Here is a 20,700-nt window from a genome sequence, read left to right on the forward strand (position 1 = left end):
GTTCCGGCTCTGGAGGGTTCTCGGCGGGTCATGTCTCCTCCGTGGTCCGGACGTAGGCTGCTCCTCTTCGGGGGGCGGGACTGTCAGGCGGGTGTCCTGCGGATATGCACGGGACGCTCGGGTCGTCCTACGATGACCCTGTGAGCGACTCGATCACCAACCCTGACGCCTTTGCCCCCACCGGCCTCACCTACGACGACGTGCTCCTGCTGCCCAGGCTGACCGACGTCATCCCCTCCGAGGTCGATACGACCTCCAGACTGACTCCGAGGATCAGACTGGCCACCCCGCTGCTCTCGGCCGCCATGGACACCGTCACCGAGTCGGAGATGGCCATTGCCATGGCCCGGCAGGGTGGGATCGGGATTCTCCACCGCAACCTGTCCATCGAGGAGCAGGCTCAGCAGGTGCGGCGCGTCAAGCGCTCGGAGTCCGGCATGGTCACCGACCCGGTGACTGTCGGACCGGACGCCACCATCGCCCAGCTCGACGAGCTCTGCGGTCACTACAAGGTCTCCGGCCTGCCGGTCGTCGACGAGGGCGGCAACCTTCAGGGGATCATCACCAACCGCGATCTGCGCTTCGTCCCCACGGAGCGCTGGGCGAGCCTGACCGTGCGCGAGTGCATGACGCCGCGGGACCGCCTCGTCACCGGCGCGACCGGAATCTCCCGGGAGGACGCCAAGGCCCTCCTGGCCGAGCACCGCATCGAGAAGCTGCCCCTCGTGGATGCCGAGGGGCGCCTGACCGGACTCATCACCGTCAAGGACTTTGTCAAGACCGAGCAGTACCCCAACGCCACCAAGGACGCTGAGGGGCGTCTCGTGGTGGGGGCCGCCGTCGGCTACTGGGGGGACACCTGGGAGCGTGCCGGTGCCCTGACCGAGGCCGGCGTGGACGTCCTCATCGTCGACACCGCCAACGGCGGCGCCAAGCTGGCGCTGGAGATGATCTCCCGCCTCAAGTCCGACTCCGCCTTCAGTGGCGTCGAGGTCATCGGCGGCAACGTCGCCACCCGTGAGGGCGCTCAGGCGCTCATCGACGCCGGGGTCGACGCCGTCAAGGTCGGAGTGGGGCCCGGCTCCATCTGCACCACTCGCGTCGTGGCCGGCGTGGGTGTGCCGCAGGTGACGGCCATCTACGAGGCCGCCCGGGCCTGCAAACCCGCTGGGGTCCCGCTCATCGCCGACGGAGGCCTGCAGTACTCCGGCGACATCGCCAAGGCCCTCGTGGCCGGGGCCGAGACGGTCATGCTCGGCTCCCTCCTGGCCGGGTGCACGGAGTCGCCCGGCGACCTCGTCTTCGTCAACGGCAAGCAGTGGAAGCGCTACCGCGGCATGGGGTCACTGGGCGCTATGAGCTCGCGCGGCCGCACCTCCTACTCCAAGGATCGCTACTTCCAGGCCGATGTCTCCTCCGACTCCAAGATCGTCCCCGAGGGCATCGAGGGCCAGGTCCCCTTCTCCGGTGCGCTGGGCGACGTCGTTTACCAGCTCATGGGCGGGCTGCACCAGTCCATGTTCTATGTGGGTGCCCGCACGATCCCCGAGCTCAAGGAGCGCGGGCAGTTCGTGCGGATCACGAGCGCCGGTCTCAAGGAGTCCCACCCCCACGACGTCAAGATGACCGTCGAGGCCCCTAACTACACCGGGCGCGACGGCGTCTGAGGCGCCAGCAGACACTGTCGCGCAGGAAGCCGACCGGAGTGATCCGGTCGGCTTCCTGCGTTGGGAGTCCCTTACCGGTTGTACGGCGGGTGAGTTCGCAGGGGCTCAGCAGATGGGCGAGTCCGGTAGAGGCCAGGCGGTCTGGGCCGGACTGCGCGAGGGGTTCTTGCGCGCTAGCCACTCGTTGAAGGACTCCGCCCAGGTGCGGTGGGCCTGGGCCTGGAAGGCCACGAGCTCGTCTGGGCCGAGCTCCGAGATCTGCGGGTGGGCGGTGGCCAGGGCCTCGAGGATGTCGAGGGTGGCGGCTACATCCACCTCCGCGGTGTGGAGGTCCTCATCGACGTGCACGCCGTAGACCTCGCAGAGGTCGCCCAGGCGGCGCTTCCCCCTGCGGTAGCGGTCCACGGCCCGGTCCAGGACCAGGGGGTCGGCAATAGGTCCCAGCTCGCGTCCCAGGCGCGAGCGCATCGTGGGCAGGCCGTGGCGAGCGAGCTCGGTCTCCATGAGGGTCAGGTCGTAGGAGGCGTTGAAGACGATCACCGGGGTCCCGGCCGTCATCGCCGCCACCAGGTGATCACTCACCTCTGCCAGCACCTCCGCCACCGGCCGGCCTTCGGATCGGGACCGCTCGGTGGTCACGCCGTGCACCGCGGAGGCGGCCTCGGGGATCTCCACGCCAGGATCGGCGAGCCAGGTGGTCACCGACTGCTGCCGGACTCCATCGGCCCGACGCTCCGCCCTCCAGACGAGCGCGGCCGTGACCAGGCGGTCGCGGCCGGGATCCACGCCAGTGGTCTCAGTGTCGAATCCGAGCAGCGGGCCGAAGGGCCAGGCGGGATCGGTGGTGGAGATGGACGCGGGTGAGAGGGGCGGGGTGCTCATGAACCCAGCATGCCACCGGGGTATGACATCAATGGCGGTTGCCTGCGTGCCTCGCCCAGCATTGGTGCCGTCATGCACGCCGGCTGCTCCGGTAGATATCGGCTGGTCCCACTAGGATCGGACCATGAGCACAGAGGTCGAGATCGGACGCTCCAAGCGCGCCCTGCGCGCCTACTCCTTCGACGACATCGCCCTGGTGCCGGCCCGCCGCACCCGCGACACCTCCGAGGTGCGCGTGGGCTGGCAGATCGACGCCTACCACGTGGACCTTCCGGTCATGGCCTCGCCCATGGACTCGGTCATGAGCCCTGAGACCGCCATCATGGTGGGGCGCCTGGGCGGTATCGGCGTCCTGGACCTGGAGGGCCTGTGGACCCGCTACGAGGACCCCACCCAGGCCCTGGAGCGCATCCGTCAGGCGGACTCGTCCCAGGCCACCAGCGTCCTGCAGGAGGTCTACCGCGCCCCGGTGAAGCCCGAGCTCATCACCGAGCGGCTCACGCAGATACGCGACTCGGGCGTCGTCGTCGCCGGGCGTCTCAGCCCGGCCCAGACCCAGAGGCACTGGCGCACGGTGGTCGAGGCGGGTGTGGACCTCATGGTCATTCGCGGCTCTTTCGTGTCGGCCGAGCACGTTTCCGGCGCGGTCGAGCCCCTCAACCTCAAGCGCTTCATCTACGAGCTCGACGTGCCCGTCGTCGTGGGCGGGGTGACCACCTACACCGCTGCCCTTCATCTCATGCGCACCGGTGCAGCCGGGGTCCTCGTGGGGCAGGGTGGCGGCGCTTCCTCCTCGGTGCGTCAGGTTCTGGGTCTGCACATGCCCATGGCCACGGCTGTGGCCGACGTCGCCGGGGCCCGGCGCGACTACCTCGACGAGTCCGGTGGCCGCTACGTCCACGTCATCGCAGACGGTTCGGTCGGCAACTCAGGCGACGTCGTCAAGGCCATCGCCTGCGGCGCCGACGCCGTCATGCTCGGTGCCGCCCTCGCCCGCGCCCAGGAGGCCCCCGGCGGCGGCTACCACTGGGGAGCCGAGGCCCGCCACGAGCGCCTGCCGCGGGGCTTCCGCAGCCACGTGGGCACGGTCGGCACCATGGCCGAGATCCTCAATGGTCCCTCCGACCGCGCCGACGGCACTCTCAACATCATGGGCGCCCTGCGCCGCACCCTGGCCACCACCGGCTACGCCGATGTCAAGGAGCTCCAGCGGGTCGAGGTCGTTCTGTCCCCGTATGCCGGCTCTGCCGGTTCCTGAGTGGGCCCCACCACGCCAACCCGTGTTTTTGAGAGGTGGAACAGTGCAACAGAGCCGTGATCTCGGGTAGTCTCAGCCGGGACGGCAGCCGTAGAGCTGCTGAAACCGGTGCGGGGGCATGATCCGGTTCCTGCACCGCTAGCCCCCACATGTCACAAGGAGCTTTCACATGGCCCAGGTCACCGCCACCATCGCTTCCAAGGTCGGTCTGCACGCCCGTCCCGCCGCCACCTTCGTCAAGGCCGTCGCCGAGAAGGGCGTCCCGGTCACCATCGCCAAGGAGGGTGGCGCTGCGGTTGACGCCTCCTCCATCCTCGGCGTCATGACACTGGGCGCCGGCTTCGGCGACGTCGTCACCCTGGCCTCCGACGCCGACGGCGCCGATGCCGCTCTCGAGGAGCTCAAGACTCTCCTGGAGACCGACCTGGACGCCTGAGAACAGGTCCGACCGAACGGGGCGCGCTCCACCTGTGGAGTGCGCCCCGTCCGCGTTGGGGGTACTCGGAAGCGCCCGTTGCGGATCGCGCCACGGCGTCGTCGCGGCCCCAGGCCGCGACGACGCCGTTGATCAGATCGACTATGAACCGGGTGGGGCCGTCTCGTGTGGACTCAGCATGGCCCCGCCCAGTCTCAGTCCTGCTCGCCCCCAGAGGGGGTCGGCTTGATCCACCACCACAGGCCCATACCGGCGGCGATGGCGAGCAGGCCCAGGCCCGCCCACAGGTTGGCGTTGATGCCTCCGGTCTTGCTCATCTCGTCGGCGCTGTTGAACAGGACCGAGCACACCACCAGGTAGAGGCCGATGAGACCCAGTGCGCCGGTGATGACCGCCCGGATGTCCGTGAGTGAACGATTGCTCATGAGTGTTCTCCTTCGTGTGTCCGGGCGGATCTAGTGGAAGATGCTGTTGAGCGTGATGACCATGAGGCCGGCGATGATCCCCAGCGGGATCGGACGGCGGTACCAGGGCAGCTCGTGCAGGTACGGGTCGGTGCGCTCACTCTTGGGGGTCAGGGCGTAGACGAAGCCCTTGAGCTCGGAGTCGGGCTTGGGGCGGGTGACCATGGAGACCAGCACCGTGATGACGACGTCGACCGTGAAGGCCACGCCCGCCGCCAGGAAGGCGCCGCCCTGCCCCGGCATGACCAGGCGCTCAGTCCAGATGAGGATGTTGACCCCCAGCGCGCCCAGGGTGCCACCGACGAGCCCGGTCCAACCGGCCTGGGACGTGGCCCGCTTCCAGAACATTCCGATGATGAAGGTCGCGAACAGCGGCGCGTTGAACATCGAGAACAGCGTCTGAAGGTAGTCCATGAGGTTGGAGTAGTTCGACGCGATGATCGCGGTGAGGATCGCGACCACGGAGGCCGTCAGGGTCGAGAGCTTGCCGACCTTGAGGTAGTGGGCATCGTCGGCGTCCTTCTTGAGATAGTGCTGGTAGATGTCCACGCCCCACACGGTGTTGAAGGCGGAGATGTTCGCGGCCATCCCCGCCATGAAGGAGGCCAGCAGCCCTGTGATCGCCAGGCCCAGCAGCCCGTTGGGCAGCAGGTCGCGCATGAGGTAGAGAACCGCGTCGTTGTACTGGTAGCTCGTGTCGGCCCCGGACTTGAGCCGCTGGATCTCCGTGACCAGGACGCCGGCGACCATGCCTGGGATGATGACGAGGAAGGGAACGAACATCTTGACGAAGGTGCCGATGATCGGCGTCGACTGGGCCGAGGAGATCGAGTCCGAGGCCATGGCCCGCTGCACCTCGACGAAGTTCGTCGTCCAGTAGCCGAAGGACAGCACGAAGCCCAGACCGAAGACCAGGCCGACGACGGACAGCAGGTTGGAGTCGAAGCCGGAGATCGAGTTGCCCGGCCAGGAGTGCAGCTGCTGGGACGGGTCGGTCCCGGCGAGCCTGGCTGCTTCGGTGATCTTGCCGGTCAGGCTCTGCCAGCCGCCCACGCGGTGCAGGCCGATGAGTGTCAGGGGAAGCAGGGCCGCCACGATGACGAAGAACTGGAGAACCTCGTTGTAGATCGCCGCGGAGAGCCCACCCATGGTGATGTAGGAGAAGACGATGACGGCGGCCACGATGAGCCCCACCCACAGGGGCCAACCCAGCAGCCAGTTCATGATCTTCCCCAGCAGGTACAGGTTGATACCGGCGATGAGCAGCTGGGCCAGTGCGAAGCTGAGCGCGTTGACCAGGTGGGCCGCCGTCCCATAGCGCCTGAGCATGAACTCGGGCACCGAGCGCACCTTGGAGCCGTAGTAGAAGGGCATCATGACCAGGCCCAGGAAGATCATGGCCGGAACCGCGCCGATCCAGAAGTAGTGGAAGGTCGGCATGCCGTACTGGGCGCCGTTGGCGGACATTCCCATGATCTCGACCGCGCCGAGGTTCGCCGAGACGAAGGCGATACCGGTCACCCAGGCGGGCAGGGAACGGCCCGAGGTGAGAAAGCCGTCGGCCGTGGCCGCCTTGGACCGGGCGATGAGCCCGACGCCGATGACGAAGGCGAAGTAGATCGCGATGGGGATGTAGTCGTACCAGCGTGCGGCGATGAGCGTGCCGGACGAGGCCGACGAAGCTGACAGAACATGCAGCGTGGAGGACATCGGTGTACCTCTCAGGGGATAAGTGTCAAATGGGCAGGGTCATTCATGCCCGCGCGGCAGGCTAGCATAATCGGTCCTGAACAGGGATTTTGCGGGACGCTGTCCGCCAGGGAAGATCTTACGAGCTCGCTGAGTGGTACGTGTGCCCACGGTGGCCGTCTGTGGCGTGAGAAGACGGACGAGGATGGGTGGTCGGTCGGTGCGCTCGTGATGGGTAGAGTGCCCTCCATGACGTTGATTGCAGCTGCAGACGGATCCTCCCTGGGCAACCCGGGACCGGCCGGCTGGGCCTGGTACGTGGACGATGACTGCTGGGCCGCCGGAGGGTGGGAGAGCTCGACCAACAACCGCGGCGAGCTCACCGCCGTCCTCGAGCTTCTGCGGGCCACGGAGGCCGCCGGGCTCGCCGGCGAGGAGCTCCTCATCCAGTGTGACTCCCAGTACGTCATCAACTCTCTGACCAAGTGGCGCCACGGCTGGAAGAAGCGTGGTTGGCGCAAGGCCGACGGCAAGCCCGTTCTCAACGCCGACCTCGTCAAGGACCTCGACGCCGCGCTCACGGGCCGCACGGTGCGTTTCGAGTGGGTGCGCGGGCACGTCGGCCACCCCATGAACGAGGCCGCCGACTCCCGGGCCCGCGGCGCCGCCACTGCCCACCAGCAGGGCTGCCCCGTGCCCTCCGGTCCGGGCTGGACCCGGGGCGGCCGCGCACAGGAAGCGGTACCCGACGTGGCCTCTGACGCAGCGCCGTCGAGCGGGCCGACCATCGTGCCGCAGACCGACGCCCTGTTCTGAGGGTGGGTGGATCGGGGCGGCACGTCCTCAGGATCCCGACGATCGTCTCTCACAGGAACGGCACAGGCGCATCAAACACGTGGCATAAGGCCTCAGATGAGGCTTGCAGCCATGACGACGACGAGCCCCGCCCTCCCCACACCGGCCACCTCTGCCGCCTCCCGTCCCACCTCCTGGAGCCGGCTGGCTCCTCTGCGCCGCCACATTCCGACGGTCGCCCTCTTCGCGGCCGTCTCCTTCTCCGGCTGGACCATCGACTACGCCCTGGTCCTCATCCTCAACTCACTGACCGGCTCGGTCCTCTACCCGGTCACCGGGGCCCGGATCGTCTCCTGCGCCCTGGGCTTCCTGCTCAACCGGCGTCTGTTCCGGGCGGCTCCGGAGACCCTCTGGCGCTCGGCCGGTGGCTACGCGGCGGTCCAGGGCGGGATCGCGGCGACCTCGTACGCCGGCATCGCGGTCCTCACCGGGGCCGGAGCGCCTCTGTGGCTGGCCAAGGTGCTCGTGGACTCCACGCTCTTCATCGTCAACTACCTGGCCCAGTCCCGTCTCGTCTACCGGGCCCCGGCGGAGCAGCCCGTCCCGGCGCTGGCGACGGCGGCCTGAGGACCCGGCTGCGGTTCAGGACTGGGCATCGCGCATAAGGATGACGAGCTGCACCCGGTCACGCAGGTCCAGCTTGGTCAGGATCCGCGTGACGTTCTTCTTAACCGAGTCCGGGGCCAGGACGAGTTGCTGGGCGATCTCCGCATTCGTCAGCCCCTCGGCCACCAGCTCGGCCACCTCGCGCTCACGCGGGCTGAGGCGGCCGAGGCGCCGTCGTGCCGTGCGCTGCTGAGGTGAGGCGATAGGGCTGAGTATGTGCCGGTTGAGCAGCTCTCGGGTGATGCGTGGGGTCAGAATGGCGTCCCCGGAGCTGACCGCCCGCAGCGCCTGGTGGAGCTGGGCCGTGCGGGTGTCCTTGAGCAGGAAGCCCGAGGCACCCGCGGACAGGGCCCCGAAGGCGAACTCGTCCTGGTCGTAGGTGGTGAGCACCAGCGTCCGGATCGAGGGGTAGAGCTGGGTGATGCGCGCTGTGGCATCGATTCCGTTGAGAACCGGCATGCGCACGTCCATGAGGATGACGTCGGGGAGCGGCCGGCGCTCCTGAATCCGTTCGGCGAGCCGGTCAAGAGCGTCCTGTCCGTGGGCGGCCTCGGCCACGACCTTCAGATCGTCGGCCCGGTTGATGATGAGGGACAGTCCCATGCGGGTGGCCCTCTGGTCATCGACGATCATGACCGTGATCGGGGCCCGGCACTCCGGAGGCATCGGCGAGGAGAGGGACACGAAGGTCATGCTTTCTCCAGATCGGGTATGTGGACCGGAACGACGGCGCGCAGCACCCAGCCTCCGGCTCCTGGGGCGATGCTGGGGCCGACGTCGAACGCACCGCCGCGCTCGCGGATCACGGAGGCCAGGTTGGTCAGTCCGTGACCGGTCGACGGCTCGTGGGAGTCCTGAGAGGAGTCGGCCTGTGCCGTCACCTGCCCGTCGTCGGACACGGTGATCCGAGTGGCTGAGCCGGTGTGGTCCAGGGCGATGACGACGCGCGTGGCACCCTCGGCATGCCGCATGACGTTGGTGAGGGCCTCCCGGACAACGATGTAGACGAGCTCCCCGAGTGCCCGTCCCATGGCGGTGTCGCTGGGACGCCGGCCGGTCTCGGTGAGGGCCGTACTGATGCCGGTCGCCCGTACGGTGGTCAGCAGGTCCTCCAGCTGATCCCAGCCGTGTGCGCCCGAGGCGATCATCGGGCGCGAATCGGCCAAGGTGCCAGAACCGACATCGTCAAGAATGGCGGGTGAGGACTGCAGCGAGGCGACTGCGCTCCGCGTGTCGGCCAGTCCGTCGCGGGCCAGGGAGTTGACCAGGTCGATGGCCTCGTCGACGTCCGGGTTGCCGCTGGCACCGTGGAGCCCCTCGGACAGGGCGATGATCGCGGTGAGGGAGTGGCCCACGGAGTCGTGGAGCTCGGCGGCCACCCGGGCCTGGTAGCGGGCGGCATCGCGTTGCACCACGAGCTGCTGCTCGGCCGCCTGGGAGGCGAGCTGGGCATCCCCGTGCTCCAGGGCCTCTCGACGCGACCGGGCGATCGATGCCACGGTGACCACGGCGACGAGGAGCGCGGCCTCTTGCATGAAGTCCGACAACGGTACTTTCTCCCGCATGAGGCCCGTGATCGGACCGTTGATCGACGCGAGATAGGGGATGAACATGCAGATCAGGGTGGTGGCAATGCCCAGGAGCCGGTCTCGGACGCTGGCGACGGCGATCAGAGCGTAGACCGCCACCAGTAACGGGATGAGGAACTCTGCGGAGTCGCTCTTGATCATCTTGATCATGAGGGCCACGTTGTTGATGATGACGATCAACAGTGGCCAGCGTCGTCTCCAGATCAAGGACAAGCCGGTTACGACGGCGAGCACGTACTTGAGTACGAGGACGTGGGCGCCGAGAGAAAGGGCGAGCACGGTAAAGATGATCTGGACCAGGTTGGCGATGATGACGACACCCCACAGCCCCACAGGGCTGGCGCGGTACCACTCGGCGATGCGGTCCAGGCGTGTGCGCGGAACCCTGGGCCCGGCCTCGGAGACCCGTTCGATGGACGTGCCGCTCATGACTGGTGTCTCACTGTCGGTCGCAGTGGTCGGTCTCACTGTCATCTCACCGCCGTCTGACCGTCTGGAGCAGAGCAAGGGCGAGGGCAGCCACCCACATCAGGCAGACGAGCCCATCGATGGCGGCTGATCCCGGCGAGGTCATGGCTCCAGGATCCAGGGGCGCGGTCGCTCGGGGCAGTGCGGTCATGGGAATGAGGACGCTCAGTGGGTGGGCCGCCAGAAGCATCGCCGTTCCCGCGATCGTCCCCAGAACCGCAGTGATAATCGTGGTGGTGAAGGACCTCATGAGGACTCCCAGCCAGGTGATGAAGGTCAGGATGACCCACATCCCCAGCACGGTGGTGCCGAATCGAGGCAGGTAGGCGGCCAGGCCCAGCAGGCTGAAGCCGGCGAGGAGGCCTGTGATAGCCGTGGTCAGAACGAGGATCGCAGTGGTGGCGACCGCCACCTGCAGCCCGTGGAGAAGCTTGCCCACGATCATGATCGTCTCCAGGTGGCTGGCTCTCATCCGCCGCCAGCCGTCCCCTTGGCGCTCGCCAGCGGCGATCTGCGCCGCGAAGACGCTCAGGACAAGCGGCAGGAGCCACATGGAGAGCGGGAGGGTGGAGTGGGGCCAGAGGGCGTCCCAGGTGATGCCCTGAGGCTGGAGCTCGTTCTGGTAGGTCCGGTACTGCAGGTAGCCGGACAGTGACGACAGTGTGCACAAGGCCGTGACCGCGCCCCAGTACCACCGGTTGGGGGCCTTGCGGTTCTCCCAGTACCAGGCGGCGTGCACCGAGGCCCGAAGACGTGCAGCAGCCGGCGTCCAGGCCGTGCGGTCGGCTGGGCGCGTCGACGTCGGAAGGTTGGAAGTGGAGAGGGGTGTCGAAGACATGGCGCGACTCGGAGCTGGAGGTGTGGATGTAGCGACGGTGCTCATCACAAATCGTCCTTATGGATAATAATGGCGCGGGTGACGAGGGTCCAGGCCCTGGGACCGCCGCGCCAACGTGGCCGTCCTTACCGGGCAGAATCAGGGCGGCGGCGTGCTGTAGGCAGCTGTGAACGGCGGGGGAGTGCGGCCGGGGGTGATCAGCTCCAGGAAGGCCTGCTCCCGGGTCCTGCGCATGGTCTGGACCCTGTAGACGGTCGTGCCCGAGGTGACGATGCCGGTGACGAGGTCGCCGACGTCGTTGTCGGGCAGCATGGCGGTGCGCACCACGTTATCGCGCACCTCGTGGACCATTCCGAGGGAGGTCAGGAGGGTGGAGACAGCCGTGGGTGCGGAGACCACCATCTCAAGAACGCCGTCGCTGTCCAGCCCGGACAGAGGGCCCTGGTAGCGCAGGCTCCCGGCGCAGAGGATGCCAACAGTGTCGGCCATCTGCTCGATCTCTGACAGGGCGTGGGAGGAGACGACAACCGTCATGCCCCTCTGCCTGGCCAGGCTGACGATGAGCTGACGGATCTCTGCAGCAGTGTCAGGGTCGAGCCCGTTGGTGGGCTCGTCCAGCAGCATGAGAGGCGGGTCGGTCAGAAGCGCCATGGCCAGTCCAAGGCGCCGCTTCATCCCCATCGAGCAGCGGCGGACCTGCATGTTCTCCTGGCCGTGCATGCGAACGGCATCCAGGGCGCACTCGACACGGCTGCGCTCCAGACCCAGGTAGGAGGCCATCATGGCGAGGTTCTCCCTGCCGGACAGTCTCGGGTAGTAGGAGGCATCCTCGGTGAGAGAGCCGATGGATCCCGGAGGGAGGCGGCGGTGGACGCTGACGGGGTGGCCCAGAACGCTCATGTGGCCCGACGTCGGGCGGATCAGTCCCAGCAGGAGCCTCATCGTGGTGGACTTGCCGGCGCCGTTGGGGCCGAGGAGCCCGTAGACGCCTCCGGTGGGCACCCGCAGGTTCAACCCGTCGACGACGTTGATGCCCTCGTAGGAGCGGGTCAGGCCGTCGGTGGTCACCGCGAGCTCTCCGACCGGGGTAGGGAGGGCCTCAGGGGCGGTGGGGGCCACGAGACGTGGGCTGAGAGGTGATGAGGTGACCGGAGGTTGCGGGGAGGGGGAGATCGGGACGGTGTCCGTGGCAGGACTGCTAGTCGCTACCTCCTGCTCAGGGAAGGAGATGGTGGGCGGCGCGGGTGCAGTGGCCGTCGACGGGGAGCTCGGTGTCACAACCGAGGGTGCGATGCTCATGAACCCATGTAACCGGTTGGAATCCTATGAGCGCACCACTCTTATCCTATTTGTCCCCCTCGGGGGACGAACGCGGTGCCGCTTCCAGCTCCTCGGAGGGGTGGATGCGGCACCGCGTCATGATGTGCGGGTCCGGGCGGGTCCGACGTCAGCCCCGCTCGGAGTCTGAGAGGCCCTCAGATGAGGGTGAGCGACTGGCGGGCGATGGCCAGCTCCTCGTTGGTGGGGACCACGAGCACCGTGACCTTCGAGTCCGGGGTGGAGATGACGCGGGCGTCGTCGGAGCGGGCGGCGTTGAGCTCGGGGTCGATCTCCACGCCCATGAAGCCCAGGCGCTCGCCGAGCTCGCGGCGCAGGTTCGCGTCGTTCTCGCCGATACCTGCGGTGAAGGTCAGTGCGTCCAGGCCTCTCATGACGGCGGTGTAGGCGCCCACGTACTTCACAAGGCGGTGCAGGTAGATGTCCATGGCCTCACGGGCCTCCTGCTCGCCGGCACCGATGCGCTTCCACACCTCGCGCATGTCGTTGTCCCCGGCCAGGCCCTTCATACCGGAGCCGCGGTTGAACAGGTGATCGATCTCGTCGATCGACATACCCGCCACACGCGCCAGGTGGAAGACGGCGGCCGGGTCGATGTCGCCGGTGCGCCCGCCCATGACCAGCCCCTCCAGCGGCGTCAGCCCCATGGAGGTGTCCACGGCGTGCCCGGCCGCGACCGCCGAGGCCGAGGCGCCGTTGCCCAGGTGCAGGACGACCTGCTTGAGGTCGTCGCGGCCCAGAAGCTCCGAGACGGCCCCGGAGACGAACTGGTGGCTGGTGCCGTGAGCCCCGTAGCGGCGGATGGAGTAGGTGTCGGCGACCTCGCGGTCCAGCGCGTAGCGGGCGGCCTCCTCAGGCAGGTCCTGGAAGAAGGCGGTGTCGAAGACGGCCACGTGCGGCACGTCGGACAGGAGCCGGCGGCCCACCTCGATGCCCTTGAGGTGGGCGGGGTTGTGCAGCGGGCCCAGCGGCACGAGCTGCTCGATACGGGCCACGACGTCGTCGTCGATGAGGGCCGGACCGGAGAAGTAGCGCCCGCCCTGGACGACACGGTGGCCCACGGCCACGATGTGGGCGTCGGCCAGCGATGGGCCCTGCTCCTCGAACAGGCGCAGCACCTCGGACAGGCCGAAGCCGTGGTCGGGGACCGGCTCGGTGATCTCGATACGCTCCTCGCCGTGCTTGTGCGTGATGGCACCGGTCTCCTCTCCGATGCGCTCTACCAGGCCGGAGGCGAGCGAGGCGCCCGAGTCAGGGTCAACCAGCTGGTACTTGATGGAGGAGGAGCCGGAGTTGATAACGAGGACGGTGCGCTGAGTCACGGGGTGCCTTTCAAGAACGATATGGGATGAACGTGGGGATGACTGGATGACTGACGGGGATTCTGGCTGAGATCTGGTGCCGTGGGGCCGGGCCCACCCAGAGGCTGGACAGCCCGGCCCCACGCCGCTCAGAGGTCTCAGCCCTGGGCCTGGACGGCGGTGATGGCGACGGTGTTGATGATGTCCTCCACCAGGGCGCCGCGCGAGAGGTCGTTGACCGGCTTGTTGAGGCCCTGGAGGACCGGGCCGATGGCGATGGCGCCCGAGGAGCGCTGGACCGCCTTGTAGCCGATGTTGCCGCTGGACAGGTCCGGGAAGATGAAGACGTTGGCCCGCCCCGCCACGAGCGAGTCGGGGGCCTTCTTGGCGGCCACAGCCGGGTCGATGGCGGCGTCGTACTGGATGGGGCCCTCGACGGCGAGTTCAGGCTCCTTGGTCCGCACCAGCTCGGTGGCCTCACGGACCTTGTCCACGTCCGCGCCCTTGCCGGAGGTCCCGGTGGAGAAGGACAGCATCGCCACGCGCGGCTCGACGCCGAACTGACGGGCCGTGGCGGCTGAGGAGATGGCGATGTCGGCCAGCTCTGCGGCGTTGGGCTCGGGGTTGACGGCGCAGTCGCCGTAGACGAGTACCCGGTCCTGCAGGAGCATGAGGAAGACCGAGGAGACGATCGAGGTCCCCGGCTTGGTCTTGATGATCTGGAAGGACGGGACGATCGTGTGGGCGGTGGTGTGGGCGGCGCCCGAGACCATGCCGTCAGCATCGCCCATGTGGACCATCATCGTGCCGAAGTAGGACACGTCCTGGACCTTCTCGCGGGCCTGCTCCAGGGTGACGCCCTTCTTGGCACGCAGGCGGGCGAACTCCTCGGCGTACTTCTCCAGCAGCTCGGGGTCGTTGGTGGCAGTGACCCGGGCGGCGGCGATGTCCAGGCCCAGCTCGGTGGCGCGGGCACGCACAGTTGTCTCGTCCCCCAGCAGCACCAGGTCGGCGATGCCTCGGCGCAGGATGGCGTCGGCGGCTCGCAGGACCCGGTCGTCATCGGGCTCGGGCAGGACGATCGTCCTGCGGTTGGTGCGGGAGCGCTCCACCAGCTCGGCCTGGAACATGATGGGGGTGACCACTTCGGAGGGCTCGACCTCCAGTGCGGACAGGAGGGCGTCGACGTCGGCCTCCTGCTCGAAGGTGGTCACGGCGACGTCGATCTTGCGCTCGGAGCCGTGGGCGAGCAGGCCCTGGAGGGATCCTGCCGCCGAGGCGGCGGTGAAGGTGTCCAGCGGAGAGGTGATGACCGGGATGTTGACGTCCAGGCCTTCCAGGAGGCGCAGCGCGTGGGGTGCCACGTCGAAGCCGCCGTTGAGGATGAGGCCGGACAGGATCGGGAAGCTGGAGGAGGCCTGGGCCGCCATGAGCGAGATGAGCATGGCGGAGCGGTCTGCCGGCACGATGGCGAGCTGCCCCGCGGTCAGGCGCTCCAGGACGTGGGAGACGTCCATGGCGCACACGAGGACGGACTCGGCCTCGCGGTCCAGCAGGGTCTCGTCGCCGGCGATAAGCGTGCCCTCGACGGCGCTCAGTACCTCGCGGACCGCCGGAGCGGCCAGGAGGGGCACCTCGGGCAGCGTGGTGGAGGTGATGCCCTCGATCGCGGCCAGGGCCTCGGTGACGCTTTGACGGGTCTCAGGGCGGCACTTATTGGCCACGACCGCGACGGTGCGGGCGTGGTTGTCGGCGATCTCAGCCATGGAGACCTCGACGGACCCGACGACGTCCTCCACGTCGTGCTGGCCGGAGACCACCAGCAGGACCGGCACGCCGATGTTGGCGGCCACCTGGGCGTTGAGGGCCAGCTCGGGATTGCCTGCGACGTCGGTGAAGTCCGAGCCGTCGATGATGACGACGTCATGCTCGCGCGCCAGGGCCCGGTAGGCGTCGACGATGCGGGCCAGTGCCTCCTCGGGGTCGGCGTGGAACTCGTCCCAGGTCGCGCCGACGCACTGCTCGGCCGGCGTGGTGGAGCCGGCACGGTTCAGCAGGAGGCTGAGAAAGGCATCACCCTTGCGGTCCTCCACAAAGGGGCGGAAGACGCCGACCTTGGCGACCACCTTGGTCAGACAGGAGACCAGCCCGAGGGCCACCGTTGACTTCCCGGTTCCGGCGTTGGGTGAGGCGATGTAGATGCTGCGCGCCACGTTGGTTCCTTCTCGCGTTGTCTTGGAGTCAGGGGCGCCGGCTCATTCCGGTGCCGTACGAGTCCGATTGTGCCCCTCCCTGCGGGTTGTCTGCGACCAAAGGCCCGGTCTCCGTCCGTCTTGTGATGTGGGAACGGGCACATAAGGGACTTGGGCTGGGCGTCGGGAGGGCCGAGAAGGTGCTGATCGGTCAGAGTGCCCGGCTCCCGGAGGGGGCAGGTGCGGTCTCGGTCCTCCCGGTGCTGGGATCGACATGCACTGCGACGTCGCCCCGTGCCTGGCCGTAGGGGCGCTGTGTTCCCTGGGAGAGCCAGACCGTGTAGGTCGACGACGGATCGTCCGGCTCGGGGAGGAGCAGGGCGACGGGCCAGCCCCCGCTCGCCTCCTGCGCCGCTGCGACGGCGCGACGTGGACCGATGTCCTGGTCATGAGCGCTGCCGGTTTCGGCCACGTTCTCAGTCCGTGCCGCGGAGGCGAGGGAGTCAGGTCGGGTGGGATGGATGCTGAAGGCGCTTGCGTAGTAGCCCCACAGGAACAGCAGGGGGAGCAGGACCAGTCCGGCCGCCTTGAGCAGGTCGGTGTCCCTTGAAGGGCGCTTGAGGCGCCAGCGGGCGGACAGGGCGGTGCGTCGGTAGCGCTGCAGAGGCCACCACACCCTGAGTCCGCTGATAGTGAGAACCAGCAACACTATGCCAGAGGTGGCCACCAGGAGGCCGCCAATGGTCAGGCCTCGGTGCTCGCCCCACCAGTGGGTGTGGGGGATCTCCTGGGACATCCAGTCCACATGGCCGGGGCCCTGGCAGGACAGGAGGCAGCGGTGCAGGTTGTCCAGGGCGGCCACCCAGGACGGGGTGGTGGAGACCTGTCTGATCTCGCTGCTGTTGGAGGGGGCGACCGTGTAGGTGGCCTGCACGGTCCTGACCTCGATGACATCGCCGACCCGGATGGCGGACAGGACGGACTCGTCGGGACGAGTGCTCTCCACCGTTGTGACTGCCTGGGGTAGCGAGGCCTGGTCGGGGCCGGCATCGCGGGCGTAGGCGGCCGGGTTCAGTGAGCGCATGATCTCGCTCTGATGCGGCAGGATCGCGCCGCTGAGAGTGATGACCAGCAGAACCAGTCCGGCTGACGCCGACAGCCAACGATGGGCGAGTGCCGTCGCCCGAGAGACTCGGGAGGGGTGGGAGGGGAAGGGAGAGGCTGTGGGGTTCATGGCAGGACTACATGAGAAGAGGGCTAGAACCCGGCGGGAGCCAGCAGCGCGGTCAGGGTGCACAGACAGGTGAGAGCTGCAATGAGGACGTAGGCGCGGCGCCCACGGTAACGGCGCACCCACAGTGAGTGGGCGCCGCTGAGGCACACGGCGGTGCCAGCGACCTGGATGACCAGGGCTGCGCCGACGGCCAGTGGGCCGACGGTGGCAAGAGTGGGGGCAAGGGCGTAGACGATGACGCACCTGAGGCCTGAGGCCCACAGTCCCAGCATGACGGCGTGGATGTCGGCACTGACTAAGACGGGTGCCTCCGCGGACCTGGGGGCATCGGTGGTGTTAACAGGGGTGAGGTCCTCGGAAGGGTCGGTGTCGGCGGTATTGGAGACACCGGAGGGGCAGGGGGACGGGAGCGCGGGGGTGTCGACGTCGTCGTCGGCACCTCTGCCGGACGACACATCAACATAATCAATAACAGCCGTACTCTTCATACTGATGAATACGGTAACGGTCAGGATAAATCGCGTCAACGTTCCATCGAGAGATGGGGCTGTGATGTCAGACAGGCTGTCTTGAGGGAAATAACCGCTGGTAGGAGCCTGTTTTGTAGGCCGGAGAAATAAGGGGTGATGCTCGGTTCGGCTGCGATCCGGTCTAGCGCAGCAGGGGGATCGCGGAGACGATCGTCAGTGCGACGATGATCGGCTCGAAGACCCTCTGGTCCATGCGCTCAGCGAGCCGGCGACCGGTCAGGGCTGAGACGATGACGACCGGCGCGGCCATGACTGTGAGCGACAGCGTTGTAGCGTTGACCAGGCCGGCCGAGACGGAGAATGGAAGCTTGACGAGATTGACCAGGAAGAAGAACCAGGCGGTGGTGCCCAGGAAGGCCTTGACCGGGTAGCGGCATGCCAGGAAGTACATGGAGGTCACGGGGCCGCCGGCGTTGGCAACCATCGTCGTGAAGCCGGCCAGACTGCCGTAGACCAGGCGGGCGAGGCGATTGCTGGCCGGGGTTGGCGGCGCCGTCTCAGATCCGTCGTCGGGTCCGTTCCTGCTCGCCGAGCGTCGCTGAAGCAGAGTGACGCCGACCAGGATCAGCAGGATGACGCCGATGAGGCGACGGGTGGAGTCGTTGGAGGCCAGGTGCAGAAACAGGGCGCCGGCGCCGACTCCTGCAAGAACCGCTGGAACGAGCCTGCGCAGCATGCGGAAGTCGGCGTCGCGGCGGTAGCTCCACACGGCAAGCAGGTCGCCAGTCATGAGCATGAGCAGGATGGCCCCAGTGGACTCCTTGGCCGGCAGTACTGCGGTGGACAGGGCCACGGCGATCGTGGCCGCTCCGGGCAGCGTGGTCTTGGCGATACCGCACAGGGCCGCCACGACCATGAGCAGGATCCAGGAGGTCGCGGTCAGAGTGGGGAGCACAGGGGCCTCTCAACGGTGAGAAGGGTCGGAGCGTGATATGGAGTTTGTCCAGACTAATGCACAGGCACCGACGGCGAGACCAGTGGGGAAAGGCCTCGCCGTCGGCGCAGTGGGGTGGTGGGAACCGGTTCAGAGTCGGGCAGCGGCCTCAAGGAGGTTGCGCGCTGAGATCTGAAGTCCTTCGACATTGCCGTACTCGGCGTCCTCGTGCTCGATGTTGACGTCCATCTCCGGGTCGATCTCGGCGATGGCGGTCAGGAACGTGGCCCAGTAGTCGGTGTCGTGCCCCAGGCCGAGGGCCACGAATCGCCAGGCTGGGTCCTGGGGCCAGGCGTTGCACCAGTAGCCGTATGCCACCGGGACCTTGCCCTTGGCCTCGGCCGGAACATGGCCGAAGTCGGTGTCCAGGACCCCGCGGTAGGCGGCGCCGGGGAGGATCCTGGTGTCCTTGGCGTGGACGTGTCCCACGAGGGAGCCCAGGCGCTTGGTGGCCGTGATCGGGTCCATCTGCTGCCAGAACAGGTGGGAGGGGTCCATATTGACCTTGATGTTGGTAGCCCCGGTCTCCTCGATGAGCCGCTCGAAGGAGGGGACGTTGAAGACCAGGTTGCGCGGGTGCAGCTCGAGGCAGACCTGGACGTCGTTGTCCCGGGCCAGGGCATCGATCTCCTTGAAGAAGGGCACGACGACGCTCCACTGGTAGTCCAGGATCTCCATGTCGATCCCGTTCCAAGGATTGACCACCCAGGTGGGGTACCTCGCGCTCGGGTCGGTGCCCGGGGTACCGGACATGGTGACGATCTCGCCCACCCCCAGCAGGCTCGCCAGGCGGATGGCCGCCCGGATGTCCTCGGCGTGCTTGAGACCCTCGTTGGGCAGGGGTGAGGTGGGGTTTCCCGAGGTGTTGAGGCCCGAGAGCCGCATTCCCCTGTCCTGGAAGAGGCCCAGGTACTCCTCGCGGGCGGTGGGAGAGGCCAGGAGCGCGTCGACAGGACAGTGCGGGGAGGGGATGAATCCTCCGACGTTGACCTCCGCCCCGGTGAGCCCTGCGTCCTTGAGGACGTCGAGGGCCTCAGGCAGGGAGCGGTCCTGGAGGCAGGCGGTGTAGGCGCCGTAGGTCAGTGGCATGAGTGGTCTCCTTGTACGTCTTTGTGCTGCTGTGTCTCTGAACGTGTCGCGGTGGGCTGGGCAGGGTGTGCCTCACAGGCTCCCGAGCTCGGGCAGGTCCGTGACGTCGACGGCGGTGCCCCCGGCCGCGGCTGAGCGGGCCACGGCGTCGGCCAGGAGCATCTCGCGGTAGCCGTCGGCGAAGCTGGCACAGGGTGGCAGGGCGCCCTGCTCGGGCGTCACGCCCGCGACCTGCTGGAGGAAGGCGTGGGCCTGGTAGGTGAACTGCTCGATCTGGGTCAGTCCGACCCCGCCGAAGGCCATGGAGGAGCCGCGGGCGAAGTAGGGGAAGTCGGGGTTCACCAGGACACGGCGGGCCCCGCCCAGGCCGGCCGGCGAGTTGACGTCGTCGATCTTGATCTCACCGCAGCGGGCCAGGTCCCAGGAGGCACGGCCCTTGGTGCCCAGCACGTCGACCATGAGGGAATTGGGCAGTCCCCAGGCCACGCGCGAGCAGGAGAAGGTGCCCACGGCGCCGCTGGCGAAGTGCGCGGTGAAGGTGGCGACGTCGTCGTTCTCCACCGGCTCGTAGGTGACGTTGTCGGAGTCGCCGGTGTCGAGGGCGGTGCCGCGGGTGATGTGGCCGGTGGCCACGGGGCGCTCCTTGATGGAGGTCATCATGGCAGCGCCCGAGACCGAGACGATGGGGCCGCAGATGACTTCGGCGGTGTCGATGAGGTGGCTGCCGACGTCGCCCAGAGCCCCCGAGCCCATGGGGCCCTGGTAGCGCCAGGCCATGGGCGTGGCCGGGTCGACCCCGTAGTCGCACCAGTAGCGGCCGTCGAAGTGGTTGACCTCGCCCAGGTGTCCCTCGGCGACGAGCTTGGCGAGCTCGGCCACGGCGGCGTTGCGGCGGTAGGTGAAGCCCACGCCGGTGACGACGCCGGCCTCCTTCTCCGCCTGGGCCATGGCGCGGGCGCTGGCAAGGGTGTCCGCCAGGGGCTTCTCGCACAGGACGTGCTTGCCGGCTCTGATGAGGGCCTCGGCGATCTCGCGGTGCAGGGCGTTGCCCACCACGATGGAGACGATGTCGATGTCCGGGTCCTCGGCCACGACGCGCCAGTCGTCCACGGCTCGCTCGTAGCCGTAGCGCTGGGCGGCGTCCTCGGCGAAGGGGAGGTAGGCGTCGGCGATGGTGTGCAGACGGACCTGCGGCAGGCCCAGGTCGAAGACGGTGCCGACCTGACGCCAGGCGTTGGCGTGGGTGGTGCCGGCCATTCCGGCGCCGATGACGGCGACTGACAGGGGAGTGATGCTCATGGTTTGCCTCGGGTGTCCTCATTGACGGGTG

19 protein-coding genes are annotated in these 20,700 nt (G+C 67.9%); 5 read left to right on the forward strand and 14 right to left on the reverse strand.

What is annotated here, in order from left to right; all coding sequences use genetic code 11:
* Window positions 1–104 precede the first annotated feature (104 nt).
* The gene (gene guaB / locus HMPREF9056_RS05705) at window positions 105–1,667 is read left to right on the forward strand and encodes an IMP dehydrogenase (protein ID WP_009403700.1); all 1,563 of its coding nucleotides are present in this window, start codon (window positions 105–107) and stop codon (window positions 1,665–1,667) included.
* Window positions 1,668–1,772: 105 nt separating this feature from the next.
* Here the strand turns inward: guaB and HMPREF9056_RS05710 are convergent, their stop codons facing one another.
* Complete coding sequence (locus HMPREF9056_RS05710; protein ID WP_009403701.1) at window positions 1,773–2,549, reverse strand: exonuclease domain-containing protein; 777 nt, start codon at window positions 2,547–2,549, stop codon at window positions 1,773–1,775.
* 124 nt (window positions 2,550–2,673) lie between these two features.
* Here HMPREF9056_RS05710 and HMPREF9056_RS05715 point away from each other — a divergent pair, with 124 nt between their 5' ends.
* Window positions 2,674–3,807, forward strand: a complete 1,134-nt coding sequence (locus HMPREF9056_RS05715; protein ID WP_009403702.1) for a GuaB3 family IMP dehydrogenase-related protein — start codon at window positions 2,674–2,676, stop codon at window positions 3,805–3,807.
* A gap of 169 nt (window positions 3,808–3,976) precedes the next feature.
* Window positions 3,977–4,243: an HPr family phosphocarrier protein gene (locus HMPREF9056_RS05720; protein ID WP_009403703.1), complete on the forward strand. Its 267-nt coding sequence runs from the start codon at window positions 3,977–3,979 to the stop codon at window positions 4,241–4,243.
* A gap of 194 nt (window positions 4,244–4,437) precedes the next feature.
* Here HMPREF9056_RS05720 and HMPREF9056_RS05725 read toward each other — a convergent pair whose 3' ends face one another.
* Window positions 4,438–4,668 (reverse strand): hypothetical protein, encoded by a 231-nt coding sequence (locus HMPREF9056_RS05725; RefSeq protein WP_009403704.1) that lies wholly within the window; start codon window positions 4,666–4,668, stop codon window positions 4,438–4,440.
* A 30-nt stretch (window positions 4,669–4,698) separates the two neighbouring features.
* Complete coding sequence (locus HMPREF9056_RS05730) at window positions 4,699–6,417, reverse strand: sodium:solute symporter family protein (protein ID WP_009403705.1); 1,719 nt, start codon at window positions 6,415–6,417, stop codon at window positions 4,699–4,701.
* A gap of 228 nt (window positions 6,418–6,645) precedes the next feature.
* Between HMPREF9056_RS05730 and HMPREF9056_RS05735 the strand changes: the two genes are divergently transcribed.
* Together HMPREF9056_RS05735 and HMPREF9056_RS05740 are read left to right on the forward strand one after the other, a co-directional pair.
* Window positions 6,646–7,212 (forward strand): ribonuclease H, encoded by a 567-nt coding sequence (locus HMPREF9056_RS05735; protein WP_034514082.1) that lies wholly within the window; start codon window positions 6,646–6,648, stop codon window positions 7,210–7,212.
* 111 nt (window positions 7,213–7,323) lie between these two features.
* The gene (locus HMPREF9056_RS05740; RefSeq protein WP_034513994.1) at window positions 7,324–7,818 is read left to right on the forward strand and encodes a GtrA family protein; all 495 of its coding nucleotides are present in this window, start codon (window positions 7,324–7,326) and stop codon (window positions 7,816–7,818) included.
* Window positions 7,819–7,833: 15 nt separating this feature from the next.
* Here the strand turns inward: HMPREF9056_RS05740 and HMPREF9056_RS05745 are convergent, their stop codons facing one another.
* From HMPREF9056_RS05745 to HMPREF9056_RS05795, 11 genes are all read right to left on the reverse strand, one after another.
* Complete coding sequence (locus HMPREF9056_RS05745; protein WP_009403708.1) at window positions 7,834–8,550, reverse strand: response regulator transcription factor; 717 nt, start codon at window positions 8,548–8,550, stop codon at window positions 7,834–7,836.
* Complete coding sequence (locus HMPREF9056_RS05750; protein WP_009403709.1) at window positions 8,547–9,875, reverse strand: sensor histidine kinase; 1,329 nt, start codon at window positions 9,873–9,875, stop codon at window positions 8,547–8,549. Before HMPREF9056_RS05750 ends, HMPREF9056_RS05745 begins: the two co-directional genes overlap by 4 nt.
* A gap of 46 nt (window positions 9,876–9,921) precedes the next feature.
* Window positions 9,922–10,752: an ABC transporter permease gene (locus HMPREF9056_RS05755; protein ID WP_253269951.1), complete on the reverse strand. Its 831-nt coding sequence runs from the start codon at window positions 10,750–10,752 to the stop codon at window positions 9,922–9,924.
* A gap of 138 nt (window positions 10,753–10,890) precedes the next feature.
* On the reverse strand, window positions 10,891–12,051 hold the full coding sequence (locus HMPREF9056_RS05760; RefSeq protein WP_087942201.1) for an ABC transporter ATP-binding protein: 1,161 nt from the start codon (window positions 12,049–12,051) through the stop codon (window positions 10,891–10,893).
* Between the two features lie 176 nt (window positions 12,052–12,227).
* A complete protein-coding gene (locus HMPREF9056_RS05765; protein ID WP_009403712.1) occupies window positions 12,228–13,412 on the reverse strand; it encodes an acetate/propionate family kinase in 1,185 nt (394 codons plus the stop codon).
* Between the two features lie 137 nt (window positions 13,413–13,549).
* Window positions 13,550–15,604 (reverse strand): phosphate acetyltransferase, encoded by a 2,055-nt coding sequence (gene pta / locus HMPREF9056_RS05770; protein WP_009403713.1) that lies wholly within the window; start codon window positions 15,602–15,604, stop codon window positions 13,550–13,552.
* A gap of 190 nt (window positions 15,605–15,794) precedes the next feature.
* Window positions 15,795–16,817, reverse strand: a complete 1,023-nt coding sequence (locus HMPREF9056_RS05775; RefSeq protein WP_009403714.1) for a PepSY domain-containing protein — start codon at window positions 16,815–16,817, stop codon at window positions 15,795–15,797.
* A gap of 23 nt (window positions 16,818–16,840) precedes the next feature.
* The gene (locus HMPREF9056_RS05780; protein ID WP_253269952.1) at window positions 16,841–17,272 is read right to left on the reverse strand and encodes a hypothetical protein; all 432 of its coding nucleotides are present in this window, start codon (window positions 17,270–17,272) and stop codon (window positions 16,841–16,843) included.
* A gap of 196 nt (window positions 17,273–17,468) precedes the next feature.
* On the reverse strand, window positions 17,469–18,242 hold the full coding sequence (locus tag HMPREF9056_RS05785) for a sulfite exporter TauE/SafE family protein (RefSeq protein WP_009403716.1): 774 nt from the start codon (window positions 18,240–18,242) through the stop codon (window positions 17,469–17,471).
* A 129-nt stretch (window positions 18,243–18,371) separates the two neighbouring features.
* The gene (locus tag HMPREF9056_RS05790) at window positions 18,372–19,370 is read right to left on the reverse strand and encodes a sugar phosphate isomerase/epimerase (RefSeq protein ID WP_009403717.1); all 999 of its coding nucleotides are present in this window, start codon (window positions 19,368–19,370) and stop codon (window positions 18,372–18,374) included.
* A gap of 72 nt (window positions 19,371–19,442) precedes the next feature.
* The gene (locus HMPREF9056_RS05795) at window positions 19,443–20,669 is read right to left on the reverse strand and encodes a Gfo/Idh/MocA family protein (RefSeq protein WP_009403718.1); all 1,227 of its coding nucleotides are present in this window, start codon (window positions 20,667–20,669) and stop codon (window positions 19,443–19,445) included.
* Window positions 20,670–20,700 lie beyond the last annotated feature (31 nt).

Origin of the sequence: Actinomyces sp. oral taxon 170 str. F0386, assembly GCF_000195595.1 — a bacterium.
GTDB lineage: Bacteria > Actinomycetota > Actinomycetes > Actinomycetales > Actinomycetaceae > Actinomyces.